The sequence below is a fragment of the Pseudomonas fluorescens genome (assembly GCF_900215245.1).
GTDB classification, from domain to species: Bacteria; Pseudomonadota; Gammaproteobacteria; order Pseudomonadales; family Pseudomonadaceae; genus Aquipseudomonas; species Aquipseudomonas fluorescens.
Map to the genome: position 1 here is coordinate 2,467,320 of NZ_LT907842.1, position 18,513 is coordinate 2,485,832.

Sequence of the window (18,513 nt, forward strand, 5' to 3'; positions counted from 1 at the left end):
CATAAGAGAGTCGGTCAAACAATGAGGTTCTATTGCGGGAGCGGGCTTGCTCGCCTAAGCGGTGGGTCAGCAAACGAATCTGGTGACGGAATCACCGCATTCGCGAGCAAGCCCGCTCCCGCAGTTTTGGTTCAGTGTCGGTAGGTCGATCCGGTGTGTTGTTCGGGTAACCGCGCCGTGCCCTGGAAGACTTTTTCGCGCAGCGTTCCTTGCGCGTAGGCGGTCTTGTACGACCCGCGCCGCTGCAACTCCGGCACCACCAGGTCGATAAAGTCGACATAGCTTTCCGGCGTCACAATGCGCGTCAGGTTGAAGCCATCCAGCCCGGTTTCGCTGATCCACGATTCCAGTTCATCAGCCACGTGCTCGGGTGAACCGACCAGGGTGATGTAGCGCCCGCCGAGGGCGTGTTGCTCAAGCAACTTGCGCCGGGTCCAGTCGTTGTTTTGCAGGTTCTTGGTGGCCGACTGGATCGCGTTGCTTTTCACGTACTGGATAGGTTCATCGATGCCGTATTGGGCAAAATCAATCGCCGTCGACGCGGAAAAATGCGCCACGCCGGCTTCAGGGCTGGCGTAGCTCAAGTACTCGGCGTGCTTGGCCCAGGCCAGTTCGTGCGTGGCGCCAACAATCACGTTGAGGCCCATGAACACCTTGATGTCATCCGGGTTGCGTCCGGCTTCGGCGGCGCTGGCGCGTACCTTGTCGACCTGGATTTTGGTCGCCGCCTTGTTCTGCCCGCTGATGAACACACACTCGGCATGTCGCCCGGCAAACAGCAGGCCACGGTCTGAACTGCCGGCCTGGAACAGCACCGGTGTGCGCTGTGGCGACGGCTCGCAGAGGTGATAACCCTCCACTTGATAGAACTCGCCATGGTGCTCGACCTTGTGCACCTTGCCCGGCTGCGCGTAGACCCGTTGCTGCGGATCATTGATGACCGCATCGTCTTCCCAGCTGCCTTCCCAGAGTTTGTACAGCACCTGCAGGTACTCGTCGGCCTGGTCGTAACGCCGGTCATGCTCGACCTGTTCGGTAAGGCCCATGGCCTTGGCGGCGCTGTCGAGGTAACCGGTGACGATATTCCAGCCGACCCGGCCACGGCTCAGGTGGTCGAGCGTGGACATGCGCCGGGCGAACAGATAAGGCGGTTCGTAGGTCAGGTTGGCAGTGAGGCCGAAGCCGAGGTTTTTGGTCACGGCGGCCATGGCCGAAACCAGCAGCAGCGGGTCATTGACCGGCAGTTGGATCGACTCTTTGAGCGGCACGTCGATGGAGTTCTGGTAGACGTCGTACACGCCGACGATGTCGGCGATGAACAGGCCGTCGAACAGCCCACGCTCCAGGGTCTGCGCCAGTTCGGTCCAGTATTCGACGGTTTTATACTGCGTCGAGGTGTCCCGTGGGTGAGTCCACAAACCGTGGTTGATATGCCCGATGCAATTCATGTTGAACGCATTGAGCAGGATTTTTTTCTTTGGGTGTACCGGCAGGCTCATCAGATAGTCCCCCGCAGTGGCGGGTTTTCATCGTTGAGGTAGTAATTGCCCACTGCGTGGTACTTCCAGCGCACCGGGTCATGCAGGGTGTGCACCCGGGCGTTGCGCCAGTGGCGGTCGAGACCGTGTTCGGCCAGGGTCGCCTGGCTGCCGGCCAGTTCGAACAGGGTGCTGCCGGCGGCCAGGGAAATTTCCGTGCTCAGGGCGCGCACTTCGGCGACGGCGATGGAGGCCGCCGCGACGTTCTCGGCCGTGCTGTCGGCCTGGGCGCGGTCGAGAAATTCGCCGGAGCGCTCCAGCAAGGCCTCGGTGGCATGCAGCCGAATGCTCAGGTGGCCGAAGCTTTTCAGGGTGAGCGGGTCTTCGGTGGCCTTGTCGTTGCCGGCGTCGATCCACGGGCGGGTCTTGGTGCGCACAAAGTGCAACGCATCTTCGAAGGCGGCGCGCGCGATGCCGGTGTCGATGGCGGCGTGAAGAATTTGTGCCAGCGGGCCGACGGTGGTCGGGCGCTCGAAAGCGCTCTGGAACGGGACCACGTCCTGCGCGGCGACCCACACATTATCGAACACGACGGAGCCGCTGCCGGTGGTGCGCTGGCCGAAGCCACTCCAGTCGTCGATCACCGTCAGGCCTTCGCTGTCGCGGGGCACAAACGCCAGTTGCTGCACGCCGTGCTCATCCACCACCGACGTCGGTATGCGTTGCGCGTAGATCGCGCCGGTGGCGTAGAACTTGCGGCCGTTGATGCGAAAACCATCGCCGTCGCGGGTGAGGGCGGTCACGCGGTCGTGGGCGGTTTTGGTGCCCAGTTCCGCCAGGGCGTTACCGAAACGCTGGCCGGCGAGCACTTCGGCGTACAGGCGGTGTTGCTGCGCGGGGCTGCCGTTCACGCGCAACACTTCAAGGGCGTAGAAGTGGTTTTGCGGGATCTGGCCCAATGAGGCGTCAGCCTGGGCGATCAGTGCAATGACCTTGGCCAGGGTGACAGTGGAGACGCCGGCACCGCCGTGTTCCTTCGGCACGCTGATGCCCCACAGACCGGAGCGGGAGAACACCTCCAGTTCGGGCAAGGGCAGGCGGCGCTCGCGGTCGCGCTGGGCGCTGTCGCGGCGCAAGTCTTCGGCCAGGTCGCTGGCGACAATGAGCGCTTGTTCGTCGCTGGTGATAACCGCGACGTTTGTAGAAAAAGTCATGTTTGCTCCAGAAGCTTGTAGAGAAAGTGTTCTGGTCGGTTAAATCCAGGAGTGACGAGCAGGCAACGTGCCGTTCAATCGATAGGCGCCGACGGCGTGATACTTCCAGCGCACCGGGTCGTGCAGGGTGTGCACGCGGGCGTTGCGCCAATGGCGGTCGAGGTTGAACTCGGCGAGGGTGGCGCGGCTGCCGGCCAGTTCGAAGAGCTTTTCGCTGACCAGCAGCGACACTTCGGTGGTCAGCACTTTCGCCTCGGCCACGGCAATCGAGGCCCGTGCGGCGGATTGCGCGGTGATGGGTGCCGCACTCACCTCGTCCAGCACCTTGCCGGCCTTGCGCAGCAGCGCTTCGGCGGCGTGCAGTTCGATTTTCAGCTTGCCGATATCGGCAATCACATAAAGGTCATCGCTGGCGCGCTCGACCTTGGCGTCGATCCACGGGCGCGAGCGTTCACGCACGAAGGCGATGGTGTCGTCGAGGGCGCCACGGGCGATGCCGGCGTCGATGGCTGCCTGGATCAGTTGCGAGACGGCGCCCTGGATATTCGGGCTTTCGCCGATACGCCAGTTTTCGACGACCAGCTCCGCGTCTACCGCAACGTTGTCCAGCACTACAGTACCGCTGGCCGTGGTGCGCTGGCCAAACCCTGACCAGTCATCGACGATGCGCAGCCCTTCAGTGCCACGGCGTACAAAGGCCATGACCTGTTTGCCGTCATCATTCAACGCTTTGATGGCCACCCAATGGGCGAACAAGGCGCCGGTGGAGTAGAACTTCTGGCCGCTGATCACATAGCCGTCGCCTTCGGCGGTGAGGCGCGCCTTGAGCTCCAGGGTGTTTTTGGTGCCGCGTTCCGGGCCGCCATTGCCGATGCGCCAACCGTCGAGGACGTTTTGGAACAGCTGCTTTTTCTGGCGCTCGGTGGCGGTGCCCTGCAACAGGTACAGGATGCCGAAATGGTTCTGTGGGATCTGCCCGAGGGCCGGGTCCGCTGCGCTGATGATCGCAAAGACTTCGGCCAGGGTAACGAACGATACCTCTGGGCCGCCGTATGCACGGGGAATGGAAATACTGCCGAGCCCGCTACGGGTGAACTGCTCGAGCTGCGCCCATGGCAGCGTGCGCTGCTGGTCGCGTTTGGCCGCTTGCAGGCGCGCAGCCTGGGCCAGCTCAAACGCGGCGCTCAACGCCTCGGCATCGTTGCGCAGCACAGTGGCCGGCAACAGCAGTGGAGCTACGTCCAGATCACTCTGGGGGGGTGTTAGAGCCAAGTTAGACATCAGCGCCGCTCCTTGGCTGCACGTAATGCCCTGGCGTTATGCACCGGGGTAATTCTGACCATACCGACCTCGCATTCAATGAAATAAAAACAGAAAAATCAGAGATGTCCGGTGGTCCGGTGCATATACCCTAAGCGTGTTAAATTTTTTAATAAACTAACTTTTAGGAATATGCATAGAAGGGCAGTCACCCAGGCTCGCAGGGCGAACCGGGCTGGCGCGGTTGATAAGTCGACGCGGCCCTGGCCAGGCGGGTCGGCGCCTGTGGCACGCAGGCGGCGATCTTCAAGGTGCGCACCGGTGCCCAGCGCGAATTATTGCCGACGCGGTCGAGGATGCAGTACGTCACGTCCAGGCGGGCGTCGTCGCCCGCTTCGACAATCACCACTGACGGCACCCACACCTGCATCGGCAGGCCGACGCTTTCGGCCTGGATTGGCGGCAGGTCGAGGCGCGCGTCACCCCAACGCAAGGTAATCGCGTCGCCTATGGCCATGTTCAGGTAAGGCTCAATGGTCAGCGGGACACCCCGCCGTACCTGGCTGCTGTTGACGCCGTGACGTCGAATGGTGTCGGGCAGGCCCACCGGGGCGAGGTTCTGATTTTCGTCGCCCGACAGTGCAGGCGGCAGGCCACCCGGATAGCAGGTCTTTACTCCCACCTGGGCGATGGCCGAGCGTGCCGGGCCGTGGCCGACGTGCAGGACCTGGTAGTGAACCCGAGCCGCGCCATCCTGGATAAAACTTTCCGGGACGCGCAGACGGGTCGCTGTGCCGACCTTGCACGCGGTAATCCGACGCGAGTCGGCGAAGCAGTGGTTCCAGAACAGTTCGATCAGGTCGCCTTCCTCCATGCCGGGGTAGGGCGCGATATCCACCTGCAAGTGGGCGGCGGCGAGGGCATTGATGCCGTGCCGGTTAGCCTGGGGCAGGGTTGGGGCAGGAAGCAGGGTCGAGGTTGCAGTGCGCGTCATAAGTAATCTCCTTGATGCAGCCAGCAGCAATCGTTCCGGCGCCCGTGGCACGGATGTGCGCAGGGTGCCGAAAGGAACGATTCAGTGAATAGCCGGGATAGGATCCAATCCTCTGGGCGCTAGATAAGAGGGTTGGCCAACGGCCGTCAATGGCGGCAAAGGGCTAAACGGCGGGTTGGAGCAGATTCAGAACAAGCTGACGGGCAGGGGGATTTTAAGCAGGCTGTTGCGTGGACTTTTACGGATTGGAATGAGGATTTCTTGTAGGAACACCGTCCTGTGGACGCTGGCGTGCCTGCGGTGCAGGCACCCTGGTTTATCAGTCACACTGCGGTGATGCTATCGCAGGCACGCCAGCGCCCACACGGACGGTCAGTGGGCGAGAAATTTGCTCAGGAACTGCTGGGTGCGTTCTTCCTTGGGGTTGGCAAACAAGGCCTTGGCGTCGCCCTGTTCCACGATCACGCCTTTGTCGAAGAAGATCACCCGGTTGGCCACATCCCGGGCGAAGCTCATTTCGTGGGTGACGATGACCATGGTGCGGTTTTCTTCGGCGAGGCTGCGGATAGTCGCCAGCACTTCGCCGACCAGCTCCGGGTCGAGGGCCGAGGTGGGTTCGTCGAACAGAATCACCTCCGGCTCCATGGCCAATGCGCGGGCAATCGCCACGCGCTGTTGCTGGCCACCGGACAAGCGTCGCGGGTACGCGTCTTCCTTGCCCGCCAGGCCGACCCTGGCCAGCAGCTTGCGGCCCAATTCGACGGCCGCTTCGCGCGGCATCTTCTTGACCACGATCGGGCCTTCGATGACGTTTTCCAGCGCGGTGCGGTGGGGGAACAGGTTGAAGTTCTGGAACACAAAACCCACGTGCTGGCGCAAACGCCGCACCAGGCCTTGTTGCTGGTTGAGCGGTTTGCTGCTGTCGATCTCGATATCACCCACCTGGATGCGACCGCTGGTGGGTTGTTCGAGGAAATTCAGGCAGCGCAGGAAGGTGGTTTTACCGGAACCGCTGGGGCCAATGATGGCGACGACTTCGCCTTCCTTGACCTCAAGGTCGATCCCGTTGAGCACCACCTGACCCTTGAATTGTTTGGTCAGTTTTTCAACCACGATCATGCTTCAAGACTCCAGGTCATGCCGGTTGACCCGGTCTTCCAGGCGATTTTGAAAATGCGCCAGGATGCTTGCCAGTATCCAGTAGATCAGGGCAGCGGAGAGGTACATGGTGAAGATTTCGAAAGTGCGCGCCGACACCAACTGAGCCTGGCGGAACAGTTCGGGCACCTGGATGGTGGCTGCCAGCGCCGTGTCCTTGACCAACGAAATAAAGCTGTTGCCCAGCGGCGGCAAGGCCGTGCGCATGGCCTGCGGCAGGATGGCCCGGCGCAACGTCTGCGCGCGGGTCATGCCGATACTGGCAGCCGCTTCCCACTGGCCACGCTCGATGGAGCTGATTGCGGCGCGCAGGATTTCACAGGCATAGGCGGCCATGTTCAGCGAAAAGCCGATCATGGCGGCCGGGATCGGGTCCAGCTCAATGCCCACTTGCGGTAAGCCGTAGTAGATCAGGAACAGCTGCACCAGCAAGGGCGTGCCGCGAAAGAACGACACGTAGACGCGGGCGGTCCAGCTCAATAACTTGAAGCGCGACAAGCGCATCAAGGCCAGGCCGAAACCCAGCAGCAAGCCGAAAAACATTCCGCCCAGGCTAAGAATCACCGTGTAGTACGCGCCCTTGAGCAGAAAGGGCGCGGAGTCCAGCGCGAGTTGGAAACCTGCTTCCATTATTGAGTGACGTCAGCGTTGAAGTATTTCTCGGACAGCTTCTTCAAGGTGCCGTCGGCGCGCAGCTTGTCGAGGGCCTTGTTCACAGCGTCGAGCAGTTCAGGCTCGCCTTTGCGCAGGGCGATACCGGCTTCCTGGCGGGAGAAGGCATCACCAGCAGCGGCGGTGTCCGGGGCTTTTTTGGCGTATTCCAGGGCGGCCAGGCGGTCGATCAGGATGGCGTCGATGCGGCCGATGCGCAGGTCCTGGAACTTGGTTGGGTCATCGTTGTACGTCTTGATGATGGCTTTGGGTTGGTTGTCCTTGAGCCATTGCTCGTAGTTGGTGCCCAGGCCTACACCGACTTTCTTGCCGGCCAGGTCGTCGGCGGTTTTGATGGTGTCGACGTTTTTCTTCAGCACCAGCGCCTGGATACCGGAAACGGTGTAAGGCTTGGAGAAGTCATACTTTTTCTTGCGCTCTTCGGAGATGGTCACTTGGTTGACCACCGCGTCCAGGCGCTTGGATTCCAGGGCGGCGAGGATGCCGTCCCACGGTGTGGCTTGCAGCTTGACCTTGACGCCCAGCTCCTTGGCCAGCGCTTCGGACAGCTCGACTTCGAAACCGCTGAGCTTGCCGCTTTCATCGACAAAGCTGAAGGGCGGGTAGGTGCCTTCCAGGCCGATCTTGATTTCGCCCGCCTTCTTGATGGTGCTCAGCTGCTCGCCGGCAACCGCCTGGCCCAGCCAACCGGCCCCAAGAGTCAGGCCCAATGTGCCCACCAGCAATGTGCGACGCAATACAGAAATAGTCATGAAGAGCCCCTGTGTTTTTATGTTGAGCGAAGCAGGTGACGCGGTAGTCGTATCCTGCCTTAAAGCGCGAAGCGCGTCTTCGCCTTCGGCGCGACTATAAAGCGAGTTTTTAAGACTTGAAAATAATATAAATATAATTTGTTATTCGATTGTGGAATATAACGTTGGTCTAATGTGGGTGCGGGCTTGCCCGCGATAGCGCAGTGTCAGTTTGCAAATATGTCGACTGATACACCGCTATCGCGGGCCAGCCCGCTCCCACCTTTCGATCTGTATTCGTTCAGTTAAACGCGGCGCCATAGGCAAACAACGCCGGCGCCCCACCGGTGTGCAGGAAAATGATCGGACCGTCCTCGAACCGCTGACGCCCGATACCATCGAGCAAGCCGGCCATGGCCTTGCCCGTGTAGACCGGGTCCAGCAGCAGGCCTTCCTGGCTGGCCAATAGCTTGACCGCGGCGAGGGTGCCGGCGTTCGGTTCGCCGTAGCGCGGGCCGAAATATTCGTCCCACAGAATCACGTTGAAGGCCGCGGGAATGTCCACGCCAAGCAACTCGGCGGTGCGTTCGGCCAGGCCTTGTACTTTCGGGCGCTGGGCTTCATCGGTGCGTGACACGGTGACGCCGATCACGGGCAAATTCGGCAGCACTTCACTCAATGCCAGGGCCAGGCCGCTGTGAGTACCTGCGCTGCCCGAGGCGAGGACCACGGCGGAGAATTCAATCCCGCTGTCTTTGATCTGCCCGGCCAGCTCCAGCCCGGCGCGCACATAACCCAAGGCACCCAGGGCATTGGAGCCACCGATCGGCACCAGGTACGGCTTCTTGCCGTTGCTGCGCAGGCGGGCGGCGAGGGCGTTGAGCTGGTCGTCGGCGTGGTCGAGGTTCTCGACCAATTCGACTTTGGCGTCGAACAGCTCCAGCAACAGGCGATTGCCGTTGCCCAGGTAATTGGGGTCTTCGGTGCCGGTGGGGTTTTCCAGCAGTGCAACGCAACCCAGGCCGAGCCTGGCGGCCAGCGCGGCGGTTTGGCGGACATGGTTGGACTGAATGGCGCCGGCAGTCACCAGCGTGTCGGCACCCTGTGCGAGGGCATCGGCGGCCAGGTATTCAAGTTTGCGCAGCTTGTTGCCGCCCATGGCCAGCGGCGTGGTGTCATCGCGTTTGACGTAGATATCCCTGCCCAGCCAGGTCGACAGCCGCTCAAGTTTTTCGAGGGCAGTGGCGCCGCCCAGCAGTTCCAGGCGGTTAAAGCGGTCGAGCTGTTGTTTGATCATGGCTACGCACAGTGGCTAAGTGATGGGGCGACTATAGGCAGGCACTTTTCAACGGGCAACCCGTCAATCGCTTATGTCGGATAGTTCTTAGTATCACACCATTGGTTCTTAAGGGCGGCCAGGGTCCATACCGTAAAGTGATGGCCATTTCGTCAGGAGTGAATACCGTGAGTGAGCGTTCCAGTCATTGGCAATTGCAGACCATCGTCAGCCAACTGCGCAGCGCCCGGGACCAGTGGCGAACGCGCAATGGCCGCTTGAGTGGCGAGCACGGCGGCCGCGAGTTGCCGTCGCGCGAAGCGGTGGCGCAGATTCTTGAAGCGCTGTGCGGTGCGTTGTTTCCCATGCGCCTGGGGCCAGTGGACCTGCGTGAAGAAAGCGAAGATTTTTACGTCGGCCATACCCTCGACGTCGCCCTGAACGCGTTGCTCGGCCAGGCACGCCTGGAGTTGCGTTATGCCGCCCGCCAAGGCGGCAAAGACGATGCCGAGGTCGACGCACTGGCCATTCGCCTGATCCAGGATTTCGCCCTGGCGTTGCCGTCCCTGCGCAGCCTGTTGGACACCGACGTACTGGCCGCCTATCACGGCGACCCGGCGGCGCGCAGTGTGGATGAAGTGCTGCTGTGCTATCCGGGGATTCTGGCGGTGATTCACCATCGCCTGGCCCACCACCTGTATCGCGCCGGGTTGCCGTTGTTGGCGCGGATCAGCGCGGAAATTGCCCATTCGGCGACCGGTATCGACATTCACCCGGGCGCGCAGATTGGCCCGAGCTTCTTTATCGACCACGGGACGGGCGTGGTGATCGGCGAAACGGCGATCATCGGCGAGCGCGTGCGCATCTACCAGGCCGTGACGCTGGGCGCCAAGCGCTTCCCGGCGGATGAGGATGGCCAGTTGCAGAAGGGCCATCCACGCCATCCGATTGTTGAGGACGATGTGGTGATCTATGCCGGGGCGACGATCCTGGGGCGCATCACCATCGGCAAAGGTTCGACGATTGGCGGCAATGTGTGGCTGACCCGCAGCGTGCCGGCGGGGGCGAACATTACGCAGGCGAATCTGCAGCATGAGGATGGGGCGCAGAAGTAGCGACTGAGCCAGAGCCTGTCACTGAGTCCTGTGGGGGCTGGCTTGCCTGCGATGGCGGTATGTCTGATCCGGCACTATCGCAGGCAAGCCAGCTCCCACAGTGCACGGCATTCCAGCTTTGGGTAAGTTTTCACTCAATAATCGCTGAACGTTTTGCCATCACCAGCCGTCATACCAATCCTTGAGCTAGTGTAGGAACTATCTACCGCTCAGCCTTGCGATTAGTCCAAAACCGCCTATTCATGTTTAACTTGAATGTTCGTTCAAGTTAAATCCGGCGGTTCGCTGCCCGCTCACAACAGGAGGCTTACCTTTGCTGAGTCCGTTATTTACAGCCACATCCCACACCTTCGGGGTGCATCGTTCATGAGTGCATCGTCCACCCCATCCAGCGGCCTGGTGCGCATGAATGCGCCGGTTTTCTACTTTGCCGCAAGCTTTATCCTGCTGTTCGGCATCACTGTCATCGCTATCCCGCAACAGGCCGGGGCCTGGTTGCTGGCGGCGCAAAACTGGGCGGCCAATACGGTCGGCTGGTACTACATGCTGGCGATGACCCTGTATCTGGTCTTCGTGGTGGTCACCGCGCTATCGGGCTACGGCAAGATAAAACTCGGTGCCGACCACGACGAGCCCGAATTCAGTTACCTGTCCTGGGCGGGCATGCTGTTTGCCGCCGGGATCAGCATCACGCTGTTTTTCTTTTGCGTGTCGGAGCCGCTGACGCATCTGGTGCAACCGCCCCAGGGCGCCCCGCTGAACGCCGACGCCGCGCGCCAGGCCATGCAGATCCTGTTTCTGCACTGGGGCCTGCATGGCTGGGGCGTGTTCGCCTTTGTCGGCATGGCCCTGGCGTATTTCGCCTACCGGCATAACCTGCCGCTGGCGCTACGCTCGGCGCTGTACCCGCTGATCGGCAAACGCATCAATGGCCCCATCGGTTACGCGGTGGATGGCTTCGGCATCATCGCCACGGTATTCGGCCTGGGCGCTGACATGGGTTTTGGTGTGCTGCACCTCAACTCAGGCCTGGACTACCTGTTCGGCATTGCCCACACCCAGTGGATCCAGGTCGGCCTGATCACACTGATGATGGGCGCGGCGATCCTCGTCGCCGTTGCTGGCGTGGACAAGGGCGTGCGGGTCATGTCCGACATCAACATGCTGCTGGCCTGTGCGCTGCTGCTGTTTGTGTTGTTCGCCGGGCCCACCCAGCACTTGCTCAACACCCTGATCCAGAACATCGGTGACTACCTCGGCGCGTTGCCGACCAAGAGCTTCGATGTCTACGCCTACGACAAACCCAGCGACTGGCTGGGCGGTTGGACGGTGTTCTACTGGGCCTGGTGGATTGCATGGTCGCCGTTCGTGGGCCTGTTTATCGCACGCATTTCCCGCGGGCGTACCATCCGCGAATTCGTGTTTGGCGTACTGCTGATTCCGTTGGGCTTTACCCTGGCGTGGATGTCGATCTTCGGCAACAGCGCCATCGACCAGGTACTCAACCACGGGATGACCGCCCTCGGCCAGTCGGCCATCGACGACCCGTCGATGAGCCTCTACTTGCTGCTGGAAACCTACCCGTGGAGCAAGACGGTGATCGCCGTCACGGTGTTTATCAGCTTCGTGTTCTTCGTCACCTCGGCCGACTCCGGCACCGTGGTGCTGTCGACCCTGTCGTCCAAAGGCGGCAACGCCGATGAAGACGGGCCGAAGTGGCTGCGTGTGTTCTGGGGCGCAATGACCGCGCTGGTCACCAGTGCCTTGTTGTTTGCCGGCAGTATCGACTCGTTGAAATCCGCGGTGGTACTGACCTCGTTGCCGTTCTCGCTGATCCTGCTGTTGATGATGTGGGGGCTGCACAAGGCGTTCTACCTCGAATCGCAAAAGCAGATCGCCCAGATGCATTCCCTCGCGCCGGTGTCCGGTTCACGCAAGGGCACGGGCGGATGGCGCCAGCGTCTGACCCAGGCCGTGCATTTCCCGTCGCGCGATGAGGTGTACCGTTTCCTTGAAACCACGGTGCGCCCTGCGATCGAAGAAGTGACGGCGGTGTTTGTCGAAAAAGGCCTCAACGTCGTCACCCAGCCCGACCCGTCCAACGACAGCGTCAGCCTGGAAATCGGCCACGGCGAAGAGCATCCGTTCGTGTACCAGGTGCAGATGCGCGGCTATTTCACGCCGTCCTTTGCACGCGGTGGAATGGGCTCCAAGCAGCTCAACAACCGACGCTATTACCGGGCGGAAGTGCACTTGAGCGAGGGCAGCCAGGACTACGACCTGGTGGGCTACACCAAGGAGCAGATCATCAACGACATCCTCGACCAGTACGAGCGTCACCTGCAGTTCCTGCACTTGGTGCGCTAGTACCCTGTGGGAGCGGGTTCGCCCGCTCCACAAAGAAAAAGCCCGCAAAGCCCCGTCCTACGGGGCTTTCTTAAATTTAATTTCATTCGTTGCAACCGCGCTTTGACGCGCAACTGTCATCTGGCCACTGCGTAATTGTGTGAAGCGTTTGACGCTTTCATTTCAGTACAGTGACGGAGACCGGTAACAATGAAGACGTTAATAAGCCCTATGGTGGGTGCCGCCATGGCGAGCTTTATGCTGTCCGCCCATGCCGATTTTATCGACGACAGCCACGCCGATGTGACCTTGCTCAACCGCTACCTCAACCAGCAAGGGCGTGATGTGGTGAACAGCAGCGCCAAGGCCCACAGCGTGCGCGATTGGGGCCAGGGTTTCGAGTTCAACTTCAAGTCCGGCTACACCGAAGGCCCGGTAGGTTTTGGCCTGGACCTGCAAGCGTTCTACGGTTTGAAACTGGATTCCGGTGGCGACCTCAATGACAAGGATCACCAGGGCCGCTACCCCGGCAGCATGTTCCCGCTGGATGACGGCAAGTCGGCTGACCAGTTCGGCGTGCTGAGCCCGACATTCAAAATGCGCTTCGCCAAAGATGAATTGCGCCTCGGCACGCTCTACGGCAACAACCCGGTGCTGGCCAACACCGACGGTCGCTTGTATCAACAGACCAACACCGGTGTGCAACTGGTCTCCAAGGACCTCAGCGACTTCACGTTCACTGGCGGCGATATCTTCAAGACCAAGATCCGCAACGAAACCGGCGATCAGGGGATGATTACCGCAGGTGGCACCAAAGAGAGCGACCGCTTCCTGTTCGGTGGTGCCGATTACACCGGCATACAGAACACCACCGTCAGCCTGTGGTACTCCAACCTTGAGGACTACTACCAGCAGTTTTTCCTCGGCGCCAAGCGTCATGACGCCTTGTCCGTGGGCGCGATCGACACCGACGTCCGTGTGTTCCGCAGCCTGGGTGTGGGCGCCAACGCCGATGGCGATAAAGACTTTGCCGGCGCAGGCCTCTACGGCGATGGCACCAGCAAAGGCCGCATCAACCAAACCACCGCCAGTTTGCTTGAGAGCTACAGCCTGGACGGCCACACCGTTGGCCTCGGTATCCAGAAAAACAGCGGCGACAGCGACTTCCCCTACCTCGACTCCGGCCTGAACAGCGGTGACGCGCGCCAAGGCCCAGGCTCAGGTGCCGACACCCCGGCGCTGACCAACATGCAGTTGAACAAATTCCAGCACGCCGGCGAACGCACGTGGCTGGCCCAATACAAATATGACTTCGGTAAGCTCGGCCTCAACGGCCTGACCTTTTCCGCCGCTTACGCCCATGGCGATGACATCCGCACGGCACAGGGCGATACCAGCGAATGGGAACGCAACATTGCCGTGGCTTACCAAGTACCCACCGGCACCCTCAAAGGCCTGGGCGTTACCTGGAAAAACGCACATGCGAGCCCGGACATTACCGGCGCCACCGTACAAGATGAAAACCGCTTCTATGTCAGCTATGTCGTTCCACTCTGGTAGGAAATTGCTGTAAAACGAAAGGGCAGACTTAAGCGATTCAGCCGCTTAAAAGGCCTGGGAATAGCGTTATTCCCGGGCCTTATTTGCCCCAAGTTCAAGAGAGGATTCGATGACTTATATTGCTGCCGAAAACCGCTATGAATCTATTCCGTATCGCCGCGTAGGCCGCAGTGGACTGGTGCTGCCGGCACTCTCCCTGGGCCTGTGGCACAACTTTGGCGACAGCACCCCGATCGACACCCAGCGCGCCTTGCTGCGTACCGCGTTCGACCTGGGTATCAACCACTTTGACCTGGCCAACAACTACGGCCCGCCCTATGGCAGCGCCGAGATCAACTTCGGCCGCTTGCTGCGCGAAGACTTCAAGCATTACCGCGACGAACTGATCATCTCCAGCAAAGCCGGTTGGGACATGTGGCCCGGCCCCTACGGCCAGGGCGGCGGCTCGCGCAAATACGTGCTGGCGAGCCTGGACCAGAGCCTGCAACGCCTGGGCGTTGACTACGTGGATATTTTTTACTCGCACCGTTTCGACGCCGACACCCCGTTGGAAGAAACCGCCAGCGCTTTGGCCACGGCCGTGCAACAAGGCAAGGCGTTGTACATCGGTATCTCGTCTTATTCCGGCGTGAAAACCCGCGAAATGGCGGCGTTGCTCAAGGAGTGGAAAGTACCGTTGCTGATCCACCAGCCGGCGTACAACCTGCTCAACCGCTGGGTCGAAAAAGACCTGCTGGACACCACCGAGGAACTCGGTGCCGGGGTGATTGCATTCACGCCGCTGGCCCAGGGTTTGCTGACCGACAAGTACCTCAACGGCGTACCGGCCGATGCGCGGGTCAACCGTCCAGGTGGCGGATCGTTGCAGGCCAAGCACTTGTCCGAGGCCAACATCGCCCATGTGCGCGGGTTGAATGAAATCGCCAAGCGCCGTGGCCAGAGCCTGGCGCAACTGGCCCTGGCCTGGACCCTACGTGACCCACGGGTGACCAGTGCCTTGATTGGTGCGAGCCGACCGGAGCAGATCATTGAAAACGTCGGTGCGTTGAAGAACCTGAACTTCAGTGCAGAAGAATTGGCGGAGATTGATCGGTTTGCGCAGGAAGGCGGGATCAACCTGTGGGAGAAACCGTCCACTGCTGAATAAGCTGGCACAACCCGGTCAAAAATGTGCGAGCGGGCTTGCTCGCGACGGCGGTGGATCAGTCGATGAATTTGTTGGCTGACACTGCGCTTTCGCGAGCAAGCCCGCTCCCACAGTTTGATCTTCAGTGTGGCCAATTCACTCGTTGGTACGCGGTCAATGTGGGAGCCGGGCTTGCTCGCGACGGCGGTGAGGCAGTCGATGAATTTGTTGGCTGACACTGCGCTTCCGCGAGCAAGCCTGCTCCCACAGTTTGATCTTCAGTGTGGCCAATTCACTCGTTGGTACGCGGTCAATGTGGGAGGCGGGCTTGCCCGCGATGGCGGTGAGGCAGTCGATGAATCTGTTGGCTGACACTGCGCTTTCGCGAGGAAGCCCGCTCCCACAGTTTGATCTTCAGTGGGGTCAATTCACTCGTTGGTACGCGGTCAATGTGGGAGCCGGGCTTGCTCGCGACGGCGGTGAGGCAGTCGATGAATTTGTTGGCTGACACTGCGCTTTCGCGAGCAAGCCCGCTCCCACAGTTTGATCTTCAGTGTGGCCAATTCACTCGTTGGTACGCGGTCAATGTGGGAGCCGGGCTTGCCCGCGATGGCGGTGAGGCAGTCGATGAATTTGTTGGCTGACACTGCGCATTCGCGAGCAAGCCCGCTCCCACAGTTTGATCTTCAGTGTGGCCAATTCACTCGTTGGTACGCGGTCAATGTGGGAGCCGGGCTTGCCCGCGACGGCGGTGAATCAGTCGATGAATCTGTTGGCTGACACTGCGCTTTCGCGAGCAAGCCCGCTCCCACAGTTTGATCTTCAGTGTGGCAAATTCACCCGCTGGTACGCTGTCAATGTGGGAGCCGGGCTTGCTCGCGATGGCGGTGAGGCAGTCGATGAATTTGTTGGCTGACACTGCGCTTTCGCGAGCAAGCCCGCTCCCACAGTTTGATCTTCAGTCTGGCCAATTCACTCGTTGGTACGCGGCCAATGTGGGAGCCGGGCTTGCTCGCGACGGCGGTGAGGCAGTCGATGAATTTGTTGGCTGACACTGCGCTTTCGCGAGCAAGCCCGCTCCCACAGTTTGATCTTCATTGATGCAGAGGTTGTGCCTGGCTTAGAAGGGCACGTCGCCCAGAATCGTGGCGCGATGCATCACCCGCCGCTGCGGCCGGTAGTCATCCACCGCGTAATGCTGGGTCACGCGGTTATCCCAGAACGCCACGTCATTCTCCTGCCAGCGCCAGCGAATGGTGAATTCCGGCCGTGTTGCGTGGGCGAACAGCAGTTTCAACATTGCCTCGCTTTCAGCCGGCTCCAGCTCGTTGATTCTGGTGGTGAAGCCATCACTGACAAACAGCGACTTACGCCCGCTCACCGGGTGTGTACGCACCACCGGGTGCGACAGAGGCGGGTTCTTCTTGCGGGTTTCTTCCCAACGCGCGAAGTCTTCGGCCGTATTACCAAAACGCTCCAGCGGGAAGGATTTAGTGAAATCGTGAGTCGCCGTCAGGCCATCGAGCAGGCGCTTGAGCGGCGCCGACAACGCCTCGTACGCCGCAATGCCGCTGGCCCATAACGTGTCGCCGCCGAACGCCGGCAGCCGCTTGGCGCTGAGCACTGCACCGAGTGCAGGCGTCGGCAGGAAGGTCACGTCGGTGTGCCACACCGCGTTATCACGCACATCGGTCACCGCGGTGTCGAGGATCAGCACTTCCGGCTGTTCCGGCACGTTGGGGTAGATCGGGTGAATATGCAGGTCACCAAAATGGGCCGCAAAGCGTGCCTGTTGCTGCGGCGTGATGGCTTGGCCGCGGAAGAACAGCACCGAGTGGGTAAGCAACGCCTGTTCGATGGCGTTGCGTTGTCCCGGGCTCAGCGGCTGGGTGATATCGACGCCGCTGATCTGGGCGCCCAGGGCGGTGCTTAATGGCGTAACGGTCAGGCTGCTCATGCTGTTCTCACTTAGTGTGCCTGGCCATGCCAAGGCACCCATTTGCGTTGCAGGGCACGCAGGCCCATTTCCATGGCGAAGGCGATCAGGGCGATTACCAGAATCCCCAGCACCACCACGTCAGTGACCAGGAACTGCGCTGCCGACTGCACCATAAAGCCCAGGCCGCTGGTGGCGGCGATCAACTCGGCGGCGACCAGCGTCGACCAACCCACACCCAGGCCGATGCGCACACCGGTGAGGATGTCGGGCAGGGCGCTCGGCAGGATCACATGGCGAATCAACTGGGCACGGCTCGCACCCAAAGACTGCGCGGCACGCAGCTTGGCCGGGTCGACCGTGCGTACGCCGGTCGCGGTGGCGATGGCGATGGGCGCGAAAATCGCCAGGTAAATCAGCAGCACCTTGGACAGTTCGCCGATGCCGCACCAGATCACAATCAACGGCAGGTAGGCCAACGGCGGAATCGGCCGGTAGAACTCGATCAGCGGGTCGAGAATGCCGCGGGCAATACGGTTGGCGCCGATGGCAATGCCGACCGGCACGGCAGTCAACACTGCAAAGCCCAAGCCCAGGCCGATACGGCTCAAGCTCGCACCCAGGTGCTGCCACAAGGTGGCGTCCATGTAGCCCGTGGTCGCCAGCAGCCAGCCTTTTTGCAACACGGCAGACGGTGGCGGCAGGAACAAGGGCTCGATCAAACCGGTCGCGGTCACGGCCCACCAGATCGCCAGCAAGGCGACCAGCGTCAGCCCGCTGATCCAACGTGTGCTCAGCCTGCGGCGTAGCGGGGTAGGCGCGAGAGCCACGGGCTTGGCAGCCGTGGCGGGGAGTTCATAGCTGCTCATGCGCACACCTGCCGTTGGGAGAACACCTTGCCCAGCACGTGCTCACGGGTTTCGATAAAGCGTGGGTCGGACTTGATCGCCCGGGCCGATTCACCGGCGGCGTAGCGTTGGCCGAAGTCCAGGTGCAGGCGTTCGACGATCTGGCCCGGGTTGGGCGCCAACAGGATCAAATCGGTGGCGAGAAAGACCGCTTCTTCGATGTCGTGAGTAATCAGGAATACCGGTTTGGCCGTGCGCCGCCAGACTTGCAGCAGCAACTCCTGCATCTGTTCGCGCGTGAAGGCATCCAGCGCGCCGAAGGGTTCATCCATCAGCAACACGCGAGGGTCGGCCGCCAGGGCACGGGCCAGGCCCACACGCTGCTTCTGGCCACCGGAGAGTTGCCAGATGCGGCGGCTGTCGAAACCGGCCAGGTCGACCAGGGCGAGCATTTCCCGGGCGCGCACTTCACGTTGCGCCTTGGGTACGCCGGCCAGTTCGAGGCCGAAGCCGACGTTGGCCAGCACGTCTTGCCAGGGCAGCAGGGCGTCGTCCTGGAACACCACGCCACGTTCGGCACTGGGGCCTTTGACGGGCACGCCATCGAGGGTGATGCGCCCGGCAGAGGGCTCGACGAAACCGGCAATCAGGTTCAACAGCGAGGTCTTGCCACTGCCGGACGGCCCGAGAGCCACCAGCAATTGCTGGGGCCCCAGGTCGAGTGAAATGTCAGACAGTACCGGTTCTGTGGCGCCTGGGTACTGTGCGCTGATGCGCTCCAGTTGTAGCAAGGCCATCG

Annotated in this window: 15 protein-coding genes; 4 read left to right on the forward strand and 11 right to left on the reverse strand. The window is 61.2% G+C overall.

Annotated elements, in window-relative coordinates; translation table 11 throughout:
* Positions 1-131 precede the first annotated feature (131 nt).
* From CPH89_RS11390 to CPH89_RS11425, 8 genes are all read right to left on the reverse strand, one after another.
* Positions 132-1,499, reverse strand: a complete 1,368-nt coding sequence (locus CPH89_RS11390; RefSeq protein WP_053255725.1) for an LLM class flavin-dependent oxidoreductase — start codon at positions 1,497-1,499, stop codon at positions 132-134.
* Positions 1,499-2,692 (reverse strand): SfnB family sulfur acquisition oxidoreductase, encoded by a 1,194-nt coding sequence (locus tag CPH89_RS11395; RefSeq protein ID WP_053255726.1) that lies wholly within the window; start codon positions 2,690-2,692, stop codon positions 1,499-1,501. Before CPH89_RS11395 ends, CPH89_RS11390 begins: the two co-directional genes overlap by 1 nt.
* Positions 2,693-2,731: 39 nt before the next feature.
* On the reverse strand, positions 2,732-3,973 hold the full coding sequence (locus CPH89_RS11400) for an SfnB family sulfur acquisition oxidoreductase (RefSeq protein WP_053255727.1): 1,242 nt from the start codon (positions 3,971-3,973) through the stop codon (positions 2,732-2,734).
* A 187-nt stretch (positions 3,974-4,160) separates the two neighbouring features.
* The gene (locus CPH89_RS11405) at positions 4,161-4,946 is read right to left on the reverse strand and encodes a hypothetical protein (protein WP_053255728.1); all 786 of its coding nucleotides are present in this window, start codon (positions 4,944-4,946) and stop codon (positions 4,161-4,163) included.
* A 372-nt stretch (positions 4,947-5,318) separates the two neighbouring features.
* Positions 5,319-6,065 carry an L-cystine ABC transporter ATP-binding protein TcyN gene (gene tcyN / locus CPH89_RS11410; RefSeq protein WP_053255729.1) on the reverse strand — a complete coding sequence of 249 codons (747 nt, stop codon included), beginning with the start codon at positions 6,063-6,065 and terminating at the stop codon, positions 5,319-5,321.
* Positions 6,066-6,068: 3 nt separating this feature from the next.
* Entirely contained in the window at positions 6,069-6,734 is a 666-nt protein-coding gene (gene tcyL, locus CPH89_RS11415) for a cystine ABC transporter permease (RefSeq protein WP_017135731.1), read from the reverse strand.
* Positions 6,734-7,528: a cystine ABC transporter substrate-binding protein gene (gene tcyJ, locus CPH89_RS11420; protein WP_053255730.1), complete on the reverse strand. Its 795-nt coding sequence runs from the start codon at positions 7,526-7,528 to the stop codon at positions 6,734-6,736. The genes tcyL and tcyJ overlap by 1 nt, the downstream gene beginning before the upstream one ends.
* A 280-nt stretch (positions 7,529-7,808) precedes the next feature.
* On the reverse strand, positions 7,809-8,804 hold the full coding sequence (locus CPH89_RS11425; protein WP_053255731.1) for a D-cysteine desulfhydrase: 996 nt from the start codon (positions 8,802-8,804) through the stop codon (positions 7,809-7,811).
* A gap of 167 nt (positions 8,805-8,971) precedes the next feature.
* On the opposite strand from CPH89_RS11425, the gene epsC reads away from it, so the two are divergent.
* The 4 genes from epsC to mgrA all read left to right on the forward strand — a co-directional run bounded on the left by epsC (position 8,972) and on the right by mgrA (position 14,951).
* Positions 8,972-9,898, forward strand: a complete 927-nt coding sequence (gene epsC, locus CPH89_RS11430; RefSeq protein ID WP_053255732.1) for a serine O-acetyltransferase EpsC — start codon at positions 8,972-8,974, stop codon at positions 9,896-9,898.
* 405 nt (positions 9,899-10,303) lie between these two features.
* A complete protein-coding gene (gene betT / locus CPH89_RS11435; RefSeq protein WP_167422775.1) occupies positions 10,304-12,265 on the forward strand; it encodes a choline transporter BetT in 1,962 nt (653 codons plus the stop codon).
* A gap of 210 nt (positions 12,266-12,475) precedes the next feature.
* Positions 12,476-13,804: an OprD family outer membrane porin gene (locus CPH89_RS11440; protein WP_081006353.1), complete on the forward strand. Its 1,329-nt coding sequence runs from the start codon at positions 12,476-12,478 to the stop codon at positions 13,802-13,804.
* A gap of 109 nt (positions 13,805-13,913) precedes the next feature.
* The gene (gene mgrA, locus CPH89_RS11445) at positions 13,914-14,951 is read left to right on the forward strand and encodes an L-glyceraldehyde 3-phosphate reductase (protein ID WP_053255735.1); all 1,038 of its coding nucleotides are present in this window, start codon (positions 13,914-13,916) and stop codon (positions 14,949-14,951) included.
* Between the two features lie 1,099 nt (positions 14,952-16,050).
* Here the strand turns inward: mgrA and tauD are convergent.
* Genes tauD through tauB form a run of 3 tightly spaced genes read right to left on the reverse strand, consistent with a single transcriptional unit; the run spans position 16,051 to position 18,511 of the window.
* Positions 16,051-16,887 (reverse strand): taurine dioxygenase, encoded by an 837-nt coding sequence (tauD, locus tag CPH89_RS11460; RefSeq protein WP_053255738.1) that lies wholly within the window; start codon positions 16,885-16,887, stop codon positions 16,051-16,053.
* An 11-nt stretch (positions 16,888-16,898) separates the two neighbouring features.
* The gene (gene tauC, locus CPH89_RS11465) at positions 16,899-17,735 is read right to left on the reverse strand and encodes a taurine ABC transporter permease TauC (protein WP_053255739.1); all 837 of its coding nucleotides are present in this window, start codon (positions 17,733-17,735) and stop codon (positions 16,899-16,901) included.
* Positions 17,732-18,511, reverse strand: coding sequence for a taurine ABC transporter ATP-binding subunit (gene tauB / locus CPH89_RS11470; protein WP_053255740.1), 780 nt, complete (start codon positions 18,509-18,511; stop codon positions 17,732-17,734). Before tauB ends, tauC begins: the two co-directional genes overlap by 4 nt.
* Between the last annotated feature and the right edge of the window lie 2 nt (positions 18,512-18,513).

Bases quoted from the DNA above. Each gene is read 5' to 3' on its own strand.
- CPH89_RS11390 (WP_053255725.1), bottom strand. From the start codon at position 1,499: ATGAGCCTGCCGGTACACCCAAAGAAAAAAATCCTGCTCAATGCGTTC.
- CPH89_RS11395 (WP_053255726.1), bottom strand. From the start codon at position 2,692: ATGACTTTTTCTACAAACGTCGCGGTTATCACCAGCGACGAACAAGCG.
- CPH89_RS11400 (WP_053255727.1), bottom strand. From the start codon at position 3,973: ATGTCTAACTTGGCTCTAACACCCCCCCAGAGTGATCTGGACGTAGCT.
- CPH89_RS11405 (WP_053255728.1), bottom strand. From the start codon at position 4,946: ATGACGCGCACTGCAACCTCGACCCTGCTTCCTGCCCCAACCCTGCCC.
- tcyN (WP_053255729.1), bottom strand. From the start codon at position 6,065: ATGATCGTGGTTGAAAAACTGACCAAACAATTCAAGGGTCAGGTGGTG.
- tcyL (WP_017135731.1), bottom strand. From the start codon at position 6,734: ATGGAAGCAGGTTTCCAACTCGCGCTGGACTCCGCGCCCTTTCTGCTC.
- tcyJ (WP_053255730.1), bottom strand. From the start codon at position 7,528: ATGACTATTTCTGTATTGCGTCGCACATTGCTGGTGGGCACATTGGGC.
- CPH89_RS11425 (WP_053255731.1), bottom strand. From the start codon at position 8,804: ATGATCAAACAACAGCTCGACCGCTTTAACCGCCTGGAACTGCTGGGC.
- betT (WP_167422775.1), top strand. From the start codon at position 10,304: ATGAATGCGCCGGTTTTCTACTTTGCCGCAAGCTTTATCCTGCTGTTC.
- CPH89_RS11440 (WP_081006353.1), top strand. From the start codon at position 12,476: ATGGTGGGTGCCGCCATGGCGAGCTTTATGCTGTCCGCCCATGCCGAT.
- mgrA (WP_053255735.1), top strand. From the start codon at position 13,914: ATGACTTATATTGCTGCCGAAAACCGCTATGAATCTATTCCGTATCGC.
- tauD (WP_053255738.1), bottom strand. From the start codon at position 16,887: ATGAGCAGCCTGACCGTTACGCCATTAAGCACCGCCCTGGGCGCCCAG.
- tauC (WP_053255739.1), bottom strand. From the start codon at position 17,735: ATGAGCAGCTATGAACTCCCCGCCACGGCTGCCAAGCCCGTGGCTCTC.
- tauB (WP_053255740.1), bottom strand. From the start codon at position 18,511: ATGGCCTTGCTACAACTGGAGCGCATCAGCGCACAGTACCCAGGCGCC.